Origin of the sequence: Mesorhizobium sp. M0292 (assembly GCF_040321695.1) — a bacterium.
Lineage (GTDB): Bacteria > Pseudomonadota > Alphaproteobacteria > Rhizobiales > Rhizobiaceae > Mesorhizobium.
In genome coordinates this window covers 1-15,563 of record NZ_JAMYSB010000017.1, presented here as the reverse complement: position 1 = coordinate 15,563, position 15,563 = coordinate 1, and the positions used below count along the sequence as shown (strand labels likewise).

At 62.4% G+C, this 15,563-nt stretch carries 19 protein-coding genes; 10 read left to right on the top strand and 9 right to left on the bottom strand.

Annotation, left to right across the window (positions count from 1 at the left end; translation table 11 throughout):
* Positions 1-94: 94 nt before the first annotated feature.
* The 3 genes from rho to hemE form a co-directional block, all read right to left on the bottom strand.
* Positions 95-1,360 carry a transcription termination factor Rho gene (gene rho / locus NKI96_RS23130; RefSeq protein WP_023672113.1) on the bottom strand — a complete coding sequence of 422 codons (1,266 nt, stop codon included), beginning with the start codon at positions 1,358-1,360 and terminating at the stop codon, positions 95-97.
* Positions 1,361-1,522: 162 nt separating this feature from the next.
* Entirely contained in the window at positions 1,523-2,011 is a 489-nt protein-coding gene (gene hemJ / locus NKI96_RS23125; protein WP_502900296.1) for a protoporphyrinogen oxidase HemJ, read from the bottom strand.
* 53 nt (positions 2,012-2,064) lie between these two features.
* Complete coding sequence (gene hemE, locus NKI96_RS23120) at positions 2,065-3,096, bottom strand: uroporphyrinogen decarboxylase (RefSeq protein ID WP_352806384.1); 1,032 nt, start codon at positions 3,094-3,096, stop codon at positions 2,065-2,067.
* Positions 3,097-3,379: 283 nt separating this feature from the next.
* Here hemE and NKI96_RS23115 point away from each other — a divergent pair, with 283 nt between their 5' ends.
* The 5 genes from NKI96_RS23115 to dnaQ all read left to right on the top strand — a co-directional run bounded on the left by NKI96_RS23115 (position 3,380) and on the right by dnaQ (position 7,238).
* The gene (locus NKI96_RS23115; protein WP_373420152.1) at positions 3,380-4,318 is read left to right on the top strand and encodes a pyruvate, water dikinase regulatory protein; all 939 of its coding nucleotides are present in this window, start codon (positions 3,380-3,382) and stop codon (positions 4,316-4,318) included.
* 58 nt (positions 4,319-4,376) lie between these two features.
* On the top strand, positions 4,377-4,976 hold the full coding sequence (locus tag NKI96_RS23110; protein WP_023698100.1) for a Maf-like protein: 600 nt from the start codon (positions 4,377-4,379) through the stop codon (positions 4,974-4,976).
* On the top strand, positions 4,969-5,796 hold the full coding sequence (locus NKI96_RS23105) for a shikimate dehydrogenase (RefSeq protein WP_023822333.1): 828 nt from the start codon (positions 4,969-4,971) through the stop codon (positions 5,794-5,796). Before NKI96_RS23110 ends, NKI96_RS23105 begins: the two co-directional genes overlap by 8 nt.
* A gap of 27 nt (positions 5,797-5,823) precedes the next feature.
* Positions 5,824-6,408 (top strand): dephospho-CoA kinase, encoded by a 585-nt coding sequence (gene coaE / locus NKI96_RS23100; RefSeq protein ID WP_352806449.1) that lies wholly within the window; start codon positions 5,824-5,826, stop codon positions 6,406-6,408.
* Between the two features lie 125 nt (positions 6,409-6,533).
* On the top strand, positions 6,534-7,238 hold the full coding sequence (dnaQ, locus tag NKI96_RS23095; RefSeq protein ID WP_023698097.1) for a DNA polymerase III subunit epsilon: 705 nt from the start codon (positions 6,534-6,536) through the stop codon (positions 7,236-7,238).
* Positions 7,239-7,501: 263 nt separating this feature from the next.
* Here the strand turns inward: dnaQ and secB are convergent, their stop codons facing one another.
* Complete coding sequence (secB, locus tag NKI96_RS23090; RefSeq protein WP_023672105.1) at positions 7,502-8,002, bottom strand: protein-export chaperone SecB; 501 nt, start codon at positions 8,000-8,002, stop codon at positions 7,502-7,504.
* 139 nt (positions 8,003-8,141) lie between these two features.
* Positions 8,142-8,642 (bottom strand): FxsA family protein, encoded by a 501-nt coding sequence (locus NKI96_RS23085; RefSeq protein ID WP_023742015.1) that lies wholly within the window; start codon positions 8,640-8,642, stop codon positions 8,142-8,144.
* A gap of 196 nt (positions 8,643-8,838) precedes the next feature.
* Here NKI96_RS23085 and NKI96_RS23080 point away from each other — a divergent pair, with 196 nt between their 5' ends.
* The 4 genes from NKI96_RS23080 to NKI96_RS23065 all read left to right on the top strand — a co-directional run bounded on the left by NKI96_RS23080 (position 8,839) and on the right by NKI96_RS23065 (position 11,606).
* Positions 8,839-9,543 (top strand): Tim44/TimA family putative adaptor protein, encoded by a 705-nt coding sequence (locus tag NKI96_RS23080; protein WP_023672103.1) that lies wholly within the window; start codon positions 8,839-8,841, stop codon positions 9,541-9,543.
* A gap of 79 nt (positions 9,544-9,622) precedes the next feature.
* Positions 9,623-10,723, top strand: coding sequence for a murein transglycosylase A (gene mltA, locus NKI96_RS23075; protein ID WP_023702441.1), 1,101 nt, complete (start codon positions 9,623-9,625; stop codon positions 10,721-10,723).
* A complete protein-coding gene (locus tag NKI96_RS23070; RefSeq protein WP_023672101.1) occupies positions 10,720-11,238 on the top strand; it encodes a Smr/MutS family protein in 519 nt (172 codons plus the stop codon). The genes mltA and NKI96_RS23070 overlap by 4 nt, the downstream gene beginning before the upstream one ends.
* Positions 11,238-11,606 carry a helix-turn-helix domain-containing protein gene (locus tag NKI96_RS23065; RefSeq protein ID WP_023672100.1) on the top strand — a complete coding sequence of 123 codons (369 nt, stop codon included), beginning with the start codon at positions 11,238-11,240 and terminating at the stop codon, positions 11,604-11,606. The genes NKI96_RS23070 and NKI96_RS23065 overlap by 1 nt, the downstream gene beginning before the upstream one ends.
* Positions 11,607-11,701: 95 nt before the next feature.
* Here NKI96_RS23065 and NKI96_RS23060 read toward each other — a convergent pair whose 3' ends face one another.
* The 4 genes from NKI96_RS23060 to NKI96_RS23045 all read right to left on the bottom strand — a co-directional run bounded on the left by NKI96_RS23060 (position 11,702) and on the right by NKI96_RS23045 (position 14,943).
* Positions 11,702-11,908: a hypothetical protein gene (locus NKI96_RS23060; RefSeq protein ID WP_023706943.1), complete on the bottom strand. Its 207-nt coding sequence runs from the start codon at positions 11,906-11,908 to the stop codon at positions 11,702-11,704.
* Positions 11,909-12,243: 335 nt separating this feature from the next.
* The gene (locus NKI96_RS23055) at positions 12,244-12,861 is read right to left on the bottom strand and encodes a transglutaminase-like cysteine peptidase (protein ID WP_023805854.1); all 618 of its coding nucleotides are present in this window, start codon (positions 12,859-12,861) and stop codon (positions 12,244-12,246) included.
* 192 nt (positions 12,862-13,053) lie between these two features.
* Positions 13,054-14,331, bottom strand: coding sequence for a polyhydroxyalkanoate depolymerase (locus tag NKI96_RS23050; RefSeq protein ID WP_352806380.1), 1,278 nt, complete (start codon positions 14,329-14,331; stop codon positions 13,054-13,056).
* A 252-nt stretch (positions 14,332-14,583) separates the two neighbouring features.
* Positions 14,584-14,943, bottom strand: coding sequence for a septal ring lytic transglycosylase RlpA family protein (locus NKI96_RS23045; protein WP_023710327.1), 360 nt, complete (start codon positions 14,941-14,943; stop codon positions 14,584-14,586).
* Between the two features lie 310 nt (positions 14,944-15,253).
* On the opposite strand from NKI96_RS23045, the gene NKI96_RS23040 reads away from it, so the two are divergent.
* The gene (locus NKI96_RS23040; protein ID WP_023710328.1) at positions 15,254-15,439 is read left to right on the top strand and encodes a hypothetical protein; all 186 of its coding nucleotides are present in this window, start codon (positions 15,254-15,256) and stop codon (positions 15,437-15,439) included.
* The last annotated feature ends 124 nt before the right edge of the window (positions 15,440-15,563 follow it).

Sequence of the window (15,563 nt, the reverse complement as noted above, 5' to 3'; positions counted from 1 at the left end):
TTGCCGCCCAAGGCCACGCCCTGTCGGAAATGCGACCTGTTTGCCCCCGTTCCCGGAACGGGGCTTCAATGCGAAACGATGGCCGACGAGAAGCTTACGTGTTCATCGAATCGAAGAAATCGGCGTTGGTCTTGGTCTGCTTCAGCTTGTCGATCAGGAACTCGATCGCATCCGTGGTTCCCATCGGCGCCAGGATGCGGCGCAGGACGAAGATCTTCTGCAGATCCTGCTTGGAGACCAGCAGGTCTTCCTTGCGGGTGCCGGACTTCAAAATGTCCATGGCCGGGTAGATGCGCTTGTCGGCGACCTTGCGGTCGAGCTGGATTTCGCAGTTGCCGGTGCCCTTGAACTCTTCGAAGATGACTTCGTCCATGCGGCTGCCGGTGTCGATCAGCGCGGTGGCGATGATGGTCAGCGAGCCGCCTTCCTCGATGTTGCGGGCCGCGCCGAAGAAGCGCTTCGGCCGCTGCAGCGCGTTGGCGTCGACACCGCCGGTCAGCACCTTGCCGGAGGACGGCACAACAGTGTTGTAGGCACGGCCGAGGCGGGTGATCGAATCGAGCAGAATAACGACGTCGCGGCCATGCTCGACCAGGCGCTTGGCCTTTTCGATGACCATTTCGGCGACCTGGACGTGGCGCACCGCCGGTTCGTCAAAGGTCGAGGACACGACCTCGCCCTTCACCGAACGCTGCATGTCGGTCACTTCTTCTGGCCGTTCGTCGATCAGAAGTACGATCAGATAGCATTCCGGATGATTGGCCGTGATCGAGTGGGCGATATTCTGCATCAGCACCGTTTTACCGGTACGCGGCTGCGCGTTGATGAGCGCGCGCTGTCCCTTGCCGATCGGCGCCACCAGGTCGATCACCCGCGACGAGATGTCCTTGCCGGTCGGATTGTCGATCTCCATCTTCAGCCGCTTGGTCGGATAGAGCGGCGTCAGATTGTCGAAATGGATCTTGTGACGGATCTTTTCGGGATCGTCGAAATTGATCGTGTTGACCTTGAGAAGAGCGAAATAGCGCTCGCCCTCTTTTGGGCTGCGGATCGGCCCTTCGACGGTATCGCCGGTCTTCAAGGAGAAGCGGCGGATCTGCGAGGGCGAGATGTAGATATCGTCGGGACCCGGCAGATAATTGGCATTGGCTGAGCGCAGGAAGCCGAAACCGTCCTGCAACAACTCGACCACACCATCGCCGATGATCTCGACGTCCTGGGCGGCCAGTTTCTTCAGGATGGCAAACATCAGTTCCTGCTTGCGCATGACGCTGGCGTTTTCCACTTCGAGCGATTCGGCATAGGCGATCAGCTCTGGCGGCTTCTTGTTCTTGAACTCTGCGAGTTTCATTTCTTGCATAGACGGACTCTGAATCTGCTTTGGGGAAAATATATCGGCTGGATGCGATAAATGCCGGGCGCGGCCGAAAGCATCAAGGGCGGCGCATGACGGGAAGGAAGACCCGTCTTTTATCGTCGGTCGGGGGAAAGAGCAAGCTGCGTTTTGTCGACCGAAATGGGCCTAGAACGGCTTGACGACAACCAGGATGACGATGGCGATCATCAGCAATGTGGGGATCTCGTTGACGATTCGCCAGTGCCGCGCCGGTTTTTCATTGCGGTCCTCGGCGAATTTCCTGACAGCACCGGCCAGATAGCCATGCACACCCGACAGCAACAGCACCAAGCCCATCTTGGCGTGCAGCCAGCCGCCGTGAAAGCCAAACACTTTCCAGGCAAGCCAAAGCCCGAACACCCAGGTGACAATCATCGCCGGATTGATGATGCCGCGCAGCAGACGCCGCTCCATCACCTTGAAGGTCTCCGACTGGACGGACCCCTTCTCTGCGTCGGCGTGGTAGACCAGCAATCGCGGCAGATAGAGCATGCCGGCCATCCAGGAGATGACGGCCAGGATATGGATTGCCTTCGCCCAGGGATAGAAACCCTCAGGCGCAAAGAAAAACAAAAGTGCGGTGAGAACAACCAGCACTCCGATGCCAATGGTCATGCGCATCATCGCCCCACGAGTGCTGTTGCCGCCCGTATTATCCGATTGAGCCATCAGCGTGTCGCGCTCCGCACCTGCTTCACCATCGCCTCGACATGCGCCACCGGCGTCTCCGGCGTAATGCCATGGCCGAGATTGAAGATCAGCGGTCCGTCGCCCAGCGCCTTGAGGATCGCATCGACGCCGTCCGACAGGGCTTTGCCGCCAGCCACAAGCCGCAAGGGATCGAGATTGCCCTGGACCGCACCTGAATGCTGCAGTTCGTTCGCAGCCGACAGGGGCACGGTCCAGTCGATCCCCAGCCCCGTCACCCCGGTCTTCTCACGATAGGTCTCGTAGCGGGCGCCGGCGCCCTTGGGAAAGCCTATGATCGGAACATCGCGATGAACCGCACGAACTTGCCTGACGATCTCCGCCACCGGTTGCACGCAGAACTGCTCGAAAGACGCATCATCAAGCACGCCGGACCAGGAATCGAAAATCTGCACCACGTCGGCACCGGCTTCGATCTGGCGGATCAAATAGGCCGCGGAGTGATCGGCGAGCACTTTCAGGAGATGCTTGAAGGCCGTCGGTTCGCGATAGGCAAACAGCCGCGCCGGCGCCTGGTCGGGTGTGCCGTGGCCGGCGATCATGTAGGTCGCCACCGTCCACGGCGCGCCGCAGAAGCCGATCAGCGTGGTCTCGTCAGGCAATCTTGCCCGCAGCCGGCGAACCGTCTCGTAGACCGGTTCGAGATTCACGTGAAACGTTTCGCCGTTGAGAGCCGAAATCACAGCTGCAGTGATTGGCGTCAGCAGCGGCCCGCGGCCCTCCTCGAAGCGGACATCGCGCCCCAGCGCATGCGGCACGACCAGAATGTCCGAGAACAGGATCGAGGCATCGAAGCCAAAGCGCTCGATCGGCTGCAGCGTCACCTCAACGGCCAGATCAGGATTGTAGCAAAGATCGAGGAAGGACCCGGCGCGCTTTCTGGTCTCGCGGTACTCCGGCAGATAGCGCCCGGCCTGGCGCATCATCCAGAGCGGCGGCGGAAACACTGCCTCGCCTCTCAGCACGTCCAGCACGATGCGGTTCTCGGGCATTGAGCGCTCTCTTCCCTGCCTTCTCTATAATTAAATAGTCTATTTCTAGAATCTTCTGATTCTAAGAGTCTGTTGGTATCGGTGGTTGTCACCTGTCCCGCTTTGCCCTGGAAAAGGCCAGCCAGCATTTTGTCGCGTGTTTCTTCCGCGGGATTGGCAAAGAGTGTGGATGACCAGGATTCCATCACTGGAGTCAATGGTTTGGCGTAGCAGCTGAAAAACCGCCTCTGTGGATGAAGCGCTGGCAAAAACGCCCGTCCCCAGATTTGTCCCCAGCCGCACCGTGGAGCTGACAGCGCATCGAATTGTGGACAACTGGCCTTCTGATACAGTCGCCTCCAGCCGGTCGCCTTTGCGGTCCCTATTTATCCACACAAGCCCACAGCCTGAGGCGCCCCCTGTGAACAAACCCCAGAGCTTCTTTCATCTGCACCTGATTTCCGACGCCACCGGCGAGACGCTGCTGGCGGCCGGCCGAGCCGCCTCGGCGCAATATAAGGATGCGCGAGCCATCGAGCATATCTATCCGCTCATCCGCACCGAAAAGCAGGTGGCGAAAGTCTTCGAGGACATAGAGGAGGAACCGGGCATCATCCTCTACACCGTCGTCGACCAGAAGCTGGCGCGCGGCATTGACGAGCGCTGCGCCACCATGGGGCTGCCCTGTGTTTCGGTGCTGGAGCCGGTCCTCACCGTCTTCCAGTCCTATCTTGGCACGCCGGCCGGCCGCCGCGTCGGCGCCCAGCATGTGCTCGACGCCGATTATTTCCACCGTATCGACGCACTCAATTTCACCATGGAGCATGATGACGGCCAGCTGCCGCTCAATATGGACGACGCGGATGTGGTGCTGATCGGCATTTCCAGGACATCGAAGACGCCGACCAGCATCTATCTCGCCAACCGCGGCATCAAGACCGCCAACATCCCGATCGTGCTCGGCGTGCCGGTGCCCGAAAGCCTGGTCGCTGCCACCAAGCCGCTGATCGTCGGGCTGATCGCCACCGCCGAACGCATCTCGCATGTCCGGCAGAACCGCGTGCTCGGCAACAGCAGCACCTACGAAGCGACCGATTATGTCGACCGTGCCTCGATCGCCGAAGAGCTCGCCTATGCCCGCCAGATCTGCACCCGCCACAATTGGCCGATGATAGACGTCAGCCGCCGCTCGATCGAAGAGACCGCGGCAGCCATTGTTGCCCTGCGGGGGAAGAATAGATGATGGGATGGCAACGCGACCTCCTGCCCCAATCAACCACTATCGACCAGGCCCAGAACCCATGACCGAAAAAATCATCCTCGCCTCCGGCAGCCCGTTCCGCAAAGCAATGCTCATCAATGCCGGGCTCGGCATCGAAGCGGTGCCTGCCGATGTCGACGAGCGTGCGCTCGAGGCGCCGTTGCAGGACAGCGGTGTGTCGCCGGAAGATGTCGCCCTGATACTCGCCGAAGCCAAGGCGACCGAGGTCAGCGAACGCAGATCGGGCGCCTTGGTGCTCGGCTGCGACCAGACTTTGTCACTGGGAGATGAAGTGTTCCACAAGCCGGCCGACATGGAAGGCGCCCGCCGCCATCTGTTGGCGCTGTCAGGCAAGACGCATCAGCTGAACAGCGCCGCCGTGCTCTGCCGCAACGGCAAGGTGCTGTGGCGCCATGTCGGCATCGCCAGCCTTACCATGCGCAAGCTCGATCCGGCCTTCGTCGGCCGGCACCTGGCCCGCGTCGGCGCCAAGGCGTTGTCGAGCGTCGGCGCCTACCAGATCGAGGGCGAAGGCATCCAGCTGTTCGAAAAGATCGAAGGCGATTATTTCACCATTGTCGGCCTGCCGCTGTTACCGGTGCTGGCGGAATTGCGTGCGCTCGGAGCCATCGATGGTTGAGAAAAAAGCTTTCGTCACCGGCCATCCGATCGCGCATTCGCGCTCGCCGAAGATCCACGGCTATTGGCTGAACACATACGGCATCGACGGCAGCTATTATGCGATCGATGTCGCGCCGGCCGATTTTCCCGAGTTCCTCTCGTCGCTCGAGGCCAATGGCTATCAGGGCGGCAACGTCACCATTCCACACAAGGAAGTCGCCTTCGCCCGGGTCGAGCGCCGCGACGAAGCGGCGGAGATGATCGGCGCGGTCAACATGCTGTGGCTGGACGACGGCGTGCTGTGGGGCGGCAATTCGGACTGGATCGGCTTTGCCGGCAATCTCGACGAGCATGCCCCGGGCTGGGAGAGAAACGCTCCGGCCGTGGTGCTCGGCGCCGGCGGCGCGTCGCGCGCGGTCATCCACGCGCTTAAAGTGCGCGGCATCAACGATATCCGCATCGTAAACCGCACACTGGCGCGGGCGCAGGAACTCGCCGACCGCTTCGGGGCCGGCGTCTCGGCGCATGGCGCGGTCGGCGACTTGCTTGGCGATGCCGGCTTGCTAATCAACACGACGGCACTTGGCATGCATGGCGATGCGACGCTGGCCGCCGATCCGGCCTGCCTGCCAGCTCACGCCATTGTCGCAGACATCGTCTATGTGCCGCTGGAAACACCGCTGCTTGCCGCTGCCCGCGCGAGAAATTTGAAGACGGTCGACGGGCTCGGCATGCTGTTGCACCAGGCTGTGCCCGGTTTCGAACGCTGGTTCGGCAAGATGCCGCAGGTCACGCCTGAGTTGCGACAGATGATCGTCGCCGACATCCTCGCCAAATGATGGGTCGCAAATGATGGGCGCCAAATGATGACCGTGCTCGGCCTCACCGGATCGATCGGCATGGGCAAGTCGACGACGGCGAAATTGTTCGTCGACGCCGGCGTGCCGGTGCATGACTCCGACGAGACCGTGCATCGCCTCTATGCCGGCAAGGCAGCACCTCTCGTCGAGGCGGCCTTTCCCGGCACCGTGATTGCCGGTTCGGTCGACCGCACCGAGTTGGCGCGCCGCGTGCTCGGCAACGCTGCTGCGCTGAAGACATTGGAGGCGATCGTCCATCCGCTGGTGCGGGCCGATGCCGATGCCTTTCTGGCAAGGCACCGCGCCGCCGGCGCGCCGCTCGTCGTGCTCGACATTCCGCTGCTGTTCGAAACCGGCGGCCGCAACCGTGTCGACAAGGTCGTCGTCGTCACCGCGCCGGCCGATATCCAGCGCGCCCGCGTGCTGGCGCGTCCTGACATGAGTGAGGAAAAGCTGGCGGCAATCCTGGCCAAGCAGGTGCCCGACGCCGAAAAGCGCCGGCAGGCCGATTTCGTCATCGACACCGGTGAAGGCATGGACGCCGCCCGCACCGCGGTCGGCGCGATCATTGCCGAGCTCTCAAGACGCTGAGCTCGCCTGCTAACTCCTGGGGGATAAGTCGCGCCCATCAGGCCCCTGACGGCAGGCTGTCGGCATTACCCATTGCCATTTTGTTCCGCCCCATGATTCTACTCCTCCAGGAGTAGGTTGATTCTATGCGTGAGATCATTTTCGATACCGAAACCACCGGACTCGACATGCGCGACGACCGCATCATCGAGCTTGGCGGCGTCGAGCTGGTCAACCGCTTCCCGACCGGCCGCACCTTCCACAAATTCATCAATCCGCAGGGGCGCGCCGTCCATGTCGAGGCGCAAGCCGTGCACGGCATCAGCGCCGCCGACCTCGTCGGCAAGCCGACCTTTGCCGAAATCGCCGAGGAATGGCTCGCCTTCACCGACGGCGCCAAGCTCGTCGCCCACAACGCCAGTTTCGACATCGGCTTCCTCAACACGGAATTCGGGCGGCTCGGCCAGCCGGCCATAGACACCGGGCGCGTCGTCGACACGCTGGCGCTGGCGCGGCGCAAGCATCCGATGGGCCCTAATTCGCTCGACGCGCTCTGCCGCCGCTACGGCATCGACAACGGCCACCGCACCAAGCACGGCGCGCTGCTCGATTCCGAGCTCCTGGCCGAAGTCTACATCGAACTCATCGGCGGCAAGCAGGCCGCACTTGTCCTCGACGCCGTCGTGGTGCAGCTCAACAGCAATGGCGACGTTGCCGATATCGACATCTCGATCGCCGCCAGGCCAATCGCCCTGCCGCCGCGCCTGACCGAGGGCGAGCGAGCGGCGCATGCGGGGCTGGTGGCGACGCTCGGTGAAAAGGCGCTGTGGCTGAAGGTGGCGGCGGGGTGAACGGATCGCGGAGGTAGCGTTCCGTCACACCCCTCTCTGGCCTGCCGGCCATCTCCCCCTCAAGGGGGGGAGATCAGCAGCTTCGCCGCTCCAGCCCATTCCTGCAACGTCTAAATTTGGCGAAGGTCGCGATGACGGCCAATCTCCCCCCTTGAGGGGGAGATGCCTGGCAAGGCAGAGGGGGTGCTGTCCCGCCAGCATCTCAGTATACTAAAAGCCCGGCACGAAGCCGGGCTTTCAACTCATGCGCGTGACGCTTGCCTTCAGCTCACCTTGACCTTCGATGCCGCCTGGTCCTCGGCCAGCTTCTGCTGGAACATCTGTGCAAAATCGATCGGGTCGAGCATCAACGGCGGGAAGCCGCCATTGCGGGTGGCTTCGGCGATGATCTGGCGGGCGAACGGGAACAAAAGCCGCGGGCATTCGATGAACAGGATCGGCAGCATGTGCTCCTGCGGGAAGCCGGCGATGGCGAAGACGCCGCCATAGACCAGTTCGACATTGAACAGCACTTCCTGGTCGAAGGACGCCTTGGCGTTCAAGGTCAGATTGACGTCGAACTGCTTGTCGGAGAGCGGGTTGGCATTGACATTGACGTTGATCGCAATGCCTGGGGCCTTGTCGCGGCCGCGCAGCGAGTTCGGCGCGCCGGGGCTTTCGAAGGACAGGTCCTTCACATACTGGGCAAGCACGTTGAGCGACGGCTGCGCCGTTTCGCCGTTGCCGTTGGCGGCGCCGACCGGCGCGTCATCTTTGCTGGCCATGAGCCTTGTTCCTTTTGCCTGGACAGCAGCGCTGACCGAATTGAAATCGGGCGTTGGCTAGCATGGTCGGCAAGACAAGACAAGGTTTGCCGCCTTCAGGCCGAAAGGGGTCAATAGTCAGTCGTTGGCAAGGTGACGTTCAGTCGTCCTTCAGGCGGCGCCACGGCGAGTTATGGTCGGGACCGCGCTTGAAATCGTCCTCGCGCGAATAGTCGCGGTCGTCGAGGTCGATGACCTTGTCGCGCGACCTGCCGCGAAAACCGCCGGCGGTGAAATCGGTCGCGACGACGATGCGGCCCTTGAGCCTGCGCCAGGCAAGGTCGCGCACCGGCGGCAGGAACAGCAGCAGGCCGATAATATCGGTAATGAAGCCAGGGATGATCAACAGGATCGCGGCGACCACGATCATGGCGCCATGCGCGAGCTGGCGGCTGGGGTCGCCGCCGCCGGCCATCTCGGCGCGGACCCGCGCCATGACGCCAAAACCCTGGTGCCGGAGCAGAAGCACGCCGGCAATGCTTGAAGCCAGCACCAGGCCGACCGTGGCGAGCGCCCCGACCTCGCGGCCGACAATGACGAAACCGGCGATTTCCAGCAGCGGCAGCGCAAGCAGGAACAGAGGAAGGAAGGAAATGCGCAAGTCTTGACCGATCGTTTCCATGTTTGCCGGGCGGCGCATAATCGCCGCTGGCACTGAGGCCGTTAGATAGGTATGCCTGCCTTTGATTTGAATGATTGCGCCATGCGTTCTATATGCTTTGCATGTTTAACGCCATGCGACCGCCGCCCGATTGGCTGACGGTCCCGGCCAAGTCAGGGATTGATTGGCGAAAGATATGGGATTCTTCGACTTCGGCACCATTTTCTTTCTGATTGCGGCGGTGGTGATCTTTTTCCAGCTGCGCAACGTGCTTGGCCGCCGCACGGGCAGCGAGCGCCCGCCCTTCGATCCGTACACGGCCAGCCGCACCGAGAAGGACGCGACCCAGAAGCCCGAAAATGTGGTTTCGCTGCCACGCAAGCGCATGCCGGGCGAGACGGCTGCCGAGACCTATGCGGCCATCGATGCCTTCGCCAAGCCCGACACCGACCTCAACAAGGGCCTGCGCGCGATCAAGGACAATGATCCCTCCTTCGACCCCAAAGTCTTCGTCGACGGCGCCAAGATGGCTTATGAGATGATCGTCATGGCCTATGCCGATGGCGACCGAAAAACGCTGAAGAACCTGTTGTCGCGCGAGGTTTTTGACGGCTTCGTTGCCGCGATTGGCGACCGCGAGGCGAAAGCCGAAAAGATCCAGTCCTCCTTCGTCGGCATCGACAAGGCCGACATCGTCTCGGCCGAGATGAAGGGCGGCGAGGCCCACATCACGCTGCGCATCGTGAGCGAACTGATTTCGGCGACCCGCGACAAGGCGGGTGCCGTCATCGACGGCGATCCCGAGACGGTGGCCGAGGTCAAGGATGTCTGGACCTTCGCCCGCGACACACGCTCGCGCGATCCGAACTGGAAGCTGGTCGCCACCGAGGAAGAAGACTGAGCCTATGCATGTCGCCCGGTGCGGGCAGCTTTTTTGGGATAGCGACATGCAGGCAAACATCGGCAGTGGCGAGGCTGAGGTGTCGCTCTCGCCGCTTTTCGTGGAAAAGTCCTTCGATGATCTTCCCGGTTGGAATTTCGATGACCATCTGCCCGCTTTCGAAGCCTTCCGCCGTTCGGCCTTTCATGTCCTGAACAAGCCCTACCGCACCGGTTCGTTGGGCGTCCGGTTCGACGCGTTTGCCGGCGCTTATGACGAGGCGCGCACCGTTTCGCCGGCGAATCGGTCGGCGGCCAAGGGTTTTTTCGAGCGCCATTTCGCCCCAGTCCAGATTCGATTCGAAAACCCCGGCCTGGTCACCGGCTTCTACGAGCCGGAGGTCGAGGCCTCACCAGTGCGCACGGATGAATTCACGGTGCCGCTGCTGGAGCGGCCTTCCGATCTCGTCGACATCGATGATGCCAACCGTCCTCGAGGGATGGACGACTATCTCGCCTTCGCCCGCGATACGCCGCAGGGCCTGGTGGAGTATTTCGACCGCAGTGAGATCGAGAGAGGCGCGCTGGCCGGCCAAGGCCTGGAAATCGCCTGGCTTGCCGACAAGGTCGACGTCTTCTTCATCCATGTGCAAGGTGCGGCCAGGCTGAAGATGACCGACGGCCGGCTTTGCCGCGTCACCTACGCCGCCAAATCCGGCCAACGTTTCAGCGGTCCGGGGAAGATTCTCGCCGAACTCGGCGAAATCCCACTGGAAAAAGTGACGATGCAGTCTATCCGCGCCTGGTTCAGGGCGCATCCGGATCGCGTCGACGAGATCCTCTGGCAGAACCGCTCCTATATCTTCTTTCGCGAAGCCGATGTCGACGATGCCGCACTCGGTCCTATCGCCGCCGCCAAGGTGCCGTTGACGCCGGGCCGTTCGCTCGCGGTCGACCGCCTGCGGCACACATTCGGTACCCCCTTCTACATCGACGCTCCGTCGCTGACCGCCTTCGACGGAAAACCGTTCCGGCGGCTGATGATTGCGCAGGACACCGGCTCGGCCATCACCGGACCGGCGCGGGGCGATCTGTTCGCCGGCTCCGGCGATGCGGCCGGCGAGATCGCCGGCGTCGTTCGCAATGCGGCCGATTTCTATGCCTTGGTTCCACGCGCTCTCGTTTCGGAATCGAATCGATGAGCAAGCGCCCCGATAAACTCAACGAAGACGACCGGGTGCTGTGGAACCTGGTGGCGCGCACCGCCCGACCGCTGAAGGGCCGGACCGCGGTCGAGATTCCCGACATCGTCGTCGACCCCAAGCCGGCACAGACGCCGGTCGCTGTCGGTCCGGTCCTCGCCGCCAAGCCGAAGGCGCAGCATGTATCGCACGCGCTGGACGAGCCGACATTGGACAAGCTGAAGAAGGGCCGGCTGCCGATCGAAGGCCGCGTCGATCTGCATGGCATGACCCAGGACGAGGCCTATTCGCTGCTGTTTTCGTTCCTGCACCGGGCCCATGCCGGCGGCATCCGCTATGTCCTCGTCATTACGGGAAAAGGGTCGTCGTCGGGCGGCGACGGCGTCTTGCGGCGCGCCGTGCCTGCCTGGCTGTCGACGCCTGCCTTCCGGCCGCTGGTCTCCAGCCACGATCACGCCGCCCGCAACCACGGCGGTTCGGGCGCGCTCTACGTTCGACTCAGGCGAACCCGCTGATGACGCCGTTCGGCGAAAAACTGCGGGCGCTTCGAGCCGAGCGCGGCTTGCGCCAGAAGGACATGGCGCAGGCGATCGGAGTCAGCGCCGCCTATTTGTCGGCGCTGGAACATGGCCGCCGCGGCGCGCCGACCTGGACGCTGATCCAGAAGATCATCGGCTATTTCAACGTCATCTGGGACGATGCCGAAGAGCTGGCGCGTCTGGCCGAGGCCTCACATCCGCGGGTGAGACTCGATACGTCCGGCCTCAGTCCTGCCGCCACCGAGTTGGCCAATCTCCTGGCCGAAAACATCGAGAAGCTGGACGAAGCCGAGCTTGCCCGCATCACCGGCTCGATCCGGGCCGCACTGGAGCGGCGTAAGTAGGGCGGCGCCAAGGCCACGAATGCTCATCAATAGCGCCGGCATTTCATCCTGAAGGCGATGCCCGCCGGCCGTTAGCCAGCGGGCATATAGCGAGATTACTTCGCGCCGGCCTGGCCGCCACGGCCGCCATTGCTGTCATGATCGCCGCCGCGACCGCCACCCAGGCAGTCCGAGGTGAGATCGCAACAGCGATTGCCCCACTGGTTGTTCTTGGCGCAGCCGGTCTGGTCGGCCATAGCGGATCCGGCCAGGGACGATACCGCGATGGCGGCGAGGAAAGCATTACGCAGGAAAGCAGTCATTTGAAGTCTCCATGGTTGGGTTTCTGTTTACGGCTGTGTGTCGCCGCTGGAGACGGTTTGGTTCACGCAGGTAGCGAAATTTTTTGAGGAGGCGTTTCGAGAGATAAGATTTCGAGGGCAGCGCTGCCCTCATCCGCCTGCCGGCGACTATTTTGCAACGTTGACGATTGGCGAAATCACCGATGGCAGCATCTTTCTCCCCGTCATATACGGGGAGAAATGCCCGGCAGGGCAATGAGGGGCAGCGCCGACTTGCGGTTATCTCGTGAAAGTTATTAGCCGCGGGCTTCCGACGAAGCTGTTCGCAGCGACGCGCTCACATGCATCGTCCTTATTTACTGAACCGCGCCGACCAGCACCTGCTGGCCGCCGCGGATCGAGACCCAGCGGCCGGTGTTGTCGATGGCCTGCCGCTTGAGGAAGCGATAGCCGGTGGCGTCCCAGATCTTCACCTTGTCGGTCAGATTGTCGAGGACGTAGTCGCCCTTGTCGGTGCGCACCGTCAGCACGGCATGGCCTTCGCCGTCCGGCTTGCGCACGACGGTGATCAAGAGATCGGCCAGCGACACGCCAGAGCGCGAGAGCTGGCGGCGCTTTTCCAGCACATAGTCTTCGCAATCGCCGACGCCCTTGTCGGGATAGGCCCAGACCTCGTCCTTGCCATAGATGTCGTAGTCGCTCATCGGCTTTACGGCGGCGTTGACCCTTGACGTCACGTTGATCAGCTTGCGCATGAAGGCGTCGGTCATCGCGGCGGGGTTGAGGTTGCTCGGCCGGATCGAGCATTCGCCGGGCTGGGTTTTACAGAAATCATAGTGGCCGATCGGCTGCGAGGTCATGCCGCCCGTCGCCATGGCGCCGCCTGCAAGTGCCGGCACTGCCCCGCACGCAGAGATCGCCAGCCCTGCTGCCGCCCACAAGCGCAGCGTCCGTGCTATCGGTGAGGAAGTCATTGTCCCCGTTCGCCCTTGTTGTTAACGAAAGGTTAAAGGGGATTTACACTCCGTGTCAATTATCGGGGGAGCCAGATTCTTCGGCATGGTTACCCGCGCCCGCCCAACAGCGTCTATTGTGCAACAGAACGCCTGTGGCGCGCAAAATCGCCCCGCTGCTGCGGGCAATGCACTCTGCAGCCGGATCGAGCCTCAGCTTTTGGCGGAGCGGACCAGCTTGGGTTTCACCGCTACGCGTGTTTGGCGGCCGTAGCTTGTGATGAAATCGACGATGCGCGGAACGATTTCCGAGCGGAATCGCGACCCGTTGAAGACGCCGTAATGGCCGACGGCCGGCTGCATGTAATGCGCATGCCGGTCAGCCGGGATGTTGGGGCAGAGATCATGCGCGGCCTGGGTCTGGCCGAGGCCGGAAATGTCGTCGTTCTCGCCTTCGACCGTGAACAGCGCGACATTGCGGATCGCCTTGGTGTCGACCACCTCGCCGCGATGCGTCATCTCGCCCTTGGGCAGCGCATGGCGCACGAACACCGTGTCGACGGTCTGCAGATAGAATTCCGCCGTCAGGTCCATCACCGCCAGATATTCGTCGTAGAAATCGCGGTGCTTCTCGGCACTGTCGCCGTCATGCTTGACCAGGTGCATGAAGAAGTCCTTGTGGGCGGTGATGTGCCGGTCGAGGTTCATGCTCATGAAGCCCGACAGCTGCAGGAAGCCCGGATAGACTTCGCGGCCGAAGCCCGGCACCGGCCAGGGCGCGTGCATGATGACGTTGTCGCGGAACCAGTCGATGCCCTTTTCCTTGGCCAGCAGATTGACCGCGGTCGGATTGCGGCGGGTGTCGATCGGCCCGCCCATCAAGGTCATGGTCGAGGGCACGAAGGGATCGCCGCGCTTTTCCATCAGCGCCACCGCCGCCAGCACCGGCACCGAAGGCTGGCACACCGCCATCACATGGGTGTCCGGCCCCAGCGCATGCAGCATGTCGATGATGTAGTCGATATAATCGTCGAGGTCGAAATGGCCGTCGGTCACCGGCACCATGCGGGCATCGACCCAGTCGGTGATGTGCACGTCGGCATAGGGCAGCATCGCCTCGACCGTGCCGCGCAGCAGCGTCGCATAATGGCCCGACATCGGCGCCACGATGAGAAGCTTGGGGTCGGCCTTGCGCCCGGCGGGCACCGACCGCTCGAAGTGGGTGAGATTGCAGAACGGCCGCGACCACACGGTCTTTTCGCTGACCTCGACGCTCTTCCAGTCGACCACGGTCTTGCTCAGGCCGAAATGCGGCTTGCTGTAGCGGCGCGTTGTGCGCTCGAACAGTTCGGCGGTGGCAGCGACCGAGCGGCCCCACGGCGTATGCGAAAACGGATTGAGCGGGTTGGTGTAGAACAGCCGCACTGCATCGGCATAAAGCCGCGCGGGCTGCAGGGCGGCATGGTTCATTTCATAGAGCTGGTAGAACATCAGGTACTCCGCAGCTGCCGTGACCGAAGGGACGACGGACAGCGCCGAGCCTTGAATGTCTCGCGCGGAGGTTAACAAGATATTGCTGCGATGCAATACGTCACGTGGCGTGACATATGCCAATCTTTCGTCCGAGGCCTTGAGAAACCGCGTTGGGCGGGTGCAGCCGGCTCAATGTGCACTGCAAAATGCAAGGCTGTTGGACAACGGGGCAGGATGCGTCCGGCCCGATCGGGCCGGACTTGGACAGATCTAGACGCGCGCCATGCACACCGAGGTATGGCCCGAGCCGATGAAGCCGAGCTGGCCGGCGGCGCCCTTGGACAGGTCGAGCACGCGCCCTTTGATGAACGGTCCACGGTCGTTGATGCGCACGATGACGCTGCGGCCATTATTCTGGTTGGTCACTTTCAACTTGGTGCCGAAAGGCAGGCTGCGGTGCGCGGCGGTCAGCGCCGACGGGTTCATGCGTTCGCCATTGGCGGTCCTGGAATGCAGTGCGTACCAGGAGGCGCGGCCGCACTGGCCGGCGGCGGAGGAGGCGGATGCACCGACCATCAGGCCAGCCGCGACCGTTACCGCGACAAGCGCGGTCTGGTTTGTTTTCTTCATGTTGGGGGGATTGGCTCCGTTTTCGACAGACCCCAGCCGTTAAGTGTCGAATAAGGCGGGAAATGCGGCAAGCATCGGGCAGTTCCGTGGCACTGGCACACGTTTGGAGTCGCTGGGAAACAGTTTGTCAGGCATCTTTCGTGTGGCGCGGCCGTATCGCCAGCGATATTGCGAGCTGTTTCACAGATTCCGTGAGCAAGGCAGGACGCTATAGTACAAGTAGAAGAGAGCGCGATTGGGCGCCGTCCTTTCGCTCTGTCATCACGGTCATGGCGCAGTTGACGATCGACTTCGGAAAGGAATCTTGGCGATGAGACTGTTCAGATATCTGCTGGCGCTGATCGTGCTCGCCATTGGCGCGCTGTGGTCGCTGCAGGGCATTGGCGTGGTCGGCGGCAGTTTCATGACCGGCCAGTCGCAATGGCTCTATATCGGCATCGTGACCATGCTGGTCGGTTTCGCCGGGCTGGTATGGGCGAGCCGTTCGCGGGGGTGAGTTGCGACGAAAAATCGACCCACACAGATCGACCCCCACTCCGTCGAGCTTCGCTCGACCCCACTACCCCGATAGGAGGGGGTGACGGGTGAGGGTGGGGGTTTCCCAGAGGACACGCCAACGG

Bases quoted from the DNA above. Each gene is read 5' to 3' on its own strand.
- NKI96_RS23080 (WP_023672103.1), top strand. From the start codon at position 8,839: ATGGGATTCTTCGACTTCGGCACCATTTTCTTTCTGATTGCGGCGGTG.
- dnaQ (WP_023698097.1), top strand. From the start codon at position 6,534: ATGCGTGAGATCATTTTCGATACCGAAACCACCGGACTCGACATGCGC.
- hemJ (WP_502900296.1), bottom strand. From the start codon at position 2,011: ATGACCATTGGCATCGGAGTGCTGGTTGTTCTCACCGCACTTTTGTTT.
- hemE (WP_352806384.1), bottom strand. From the start codon at position 3,096: ATGCCCGAGAACCGCATCGTGCTGGACGTGCTGAGAGGCGAGGCAGTG.
- NKI96_RS23065 (WP_023672100.1), top strand. From the start codon at position 11,238: ATGACGCCGTTCGGCGAAAAACTGCGGGCGCTTCGAGCCGAGCGCGGC.
- NKI96_RS23110 (WP_023698100.1), top strand. From the start codon at position 4,377: ATGACCGAAAAAATCATCCTCGCCTCCGGCAGCCCGTTCCGCAAAGCA.
- NKI96_RS23040 (WP_023710328.1), top strand. From the start codon at position 15,254: ATGAGACTGTTCAGATATCTGCTGGCGCTGATCGTGCTCGCCATTGGC.
- NKI96_RS23055 (WP_023805854.1), bottom strand. From the start codon at position 12,861: ATGACTTCCTCACCGATAGCACGGACGCTGCGCTTGTGGGCGGCAGCA.
- NKI96_RS23060 (WP_023706943.1), bottom strand. From the start codon at position 11,908: ATGACTGCTTTCCTGCGTAATGCTTTCCTCGCCGCCATCGCGGTATCG.
- NKI96_RS23105 (WP_023822333.1), top strand. From the start codon at position 4,969: ATGGTTGAGAAAAAAGCTTTCGTCACCGGCCATCCGATCGCGCATTCG.
- NKI96_RS23045 (WP_023710327.1), bottom strand. From the start codon at position 14,943: ATGAAGAAAACAAACCAGACCGCGCTTGTCGCGGTAACGGTCGCGGCT.
- coaE (WP_352806449.1), top strand. From the start codon at position 5,824: ATGACCGTGCTCGGCCTCACCGGATCGATCGGCATGGGCAAGTCGACG.
- rho (WP_023672113.1), bottom strand. From the start codon at position 1,360: ATGCAAGAAATGAAACTCGCAGAGTTCAAGAACAAGAAGCCGCCAGAG.
- NKI96_RS23050 (WP_352806380.1), bottom strand. From the start codon at position 14,331: ATGTTCTACCAGCTCTATGAAATGAACCATGCCGCCCTGCAGCCCGCG.
- secB (WP_023672105.1), bottom strand. From the start codon at position 8,002: ATGGCCAGCAAAGATGACGCGCCGGTCGGCGCCGCCAACGGCAACGGC.
- NKI96_RS23070 (WP_023672101.1), top strand. From the start codon at position 10,720: ATGAGCAAGCGCCCCGATAAACTCAACGAAGACGACCGGGTGCTGTGG.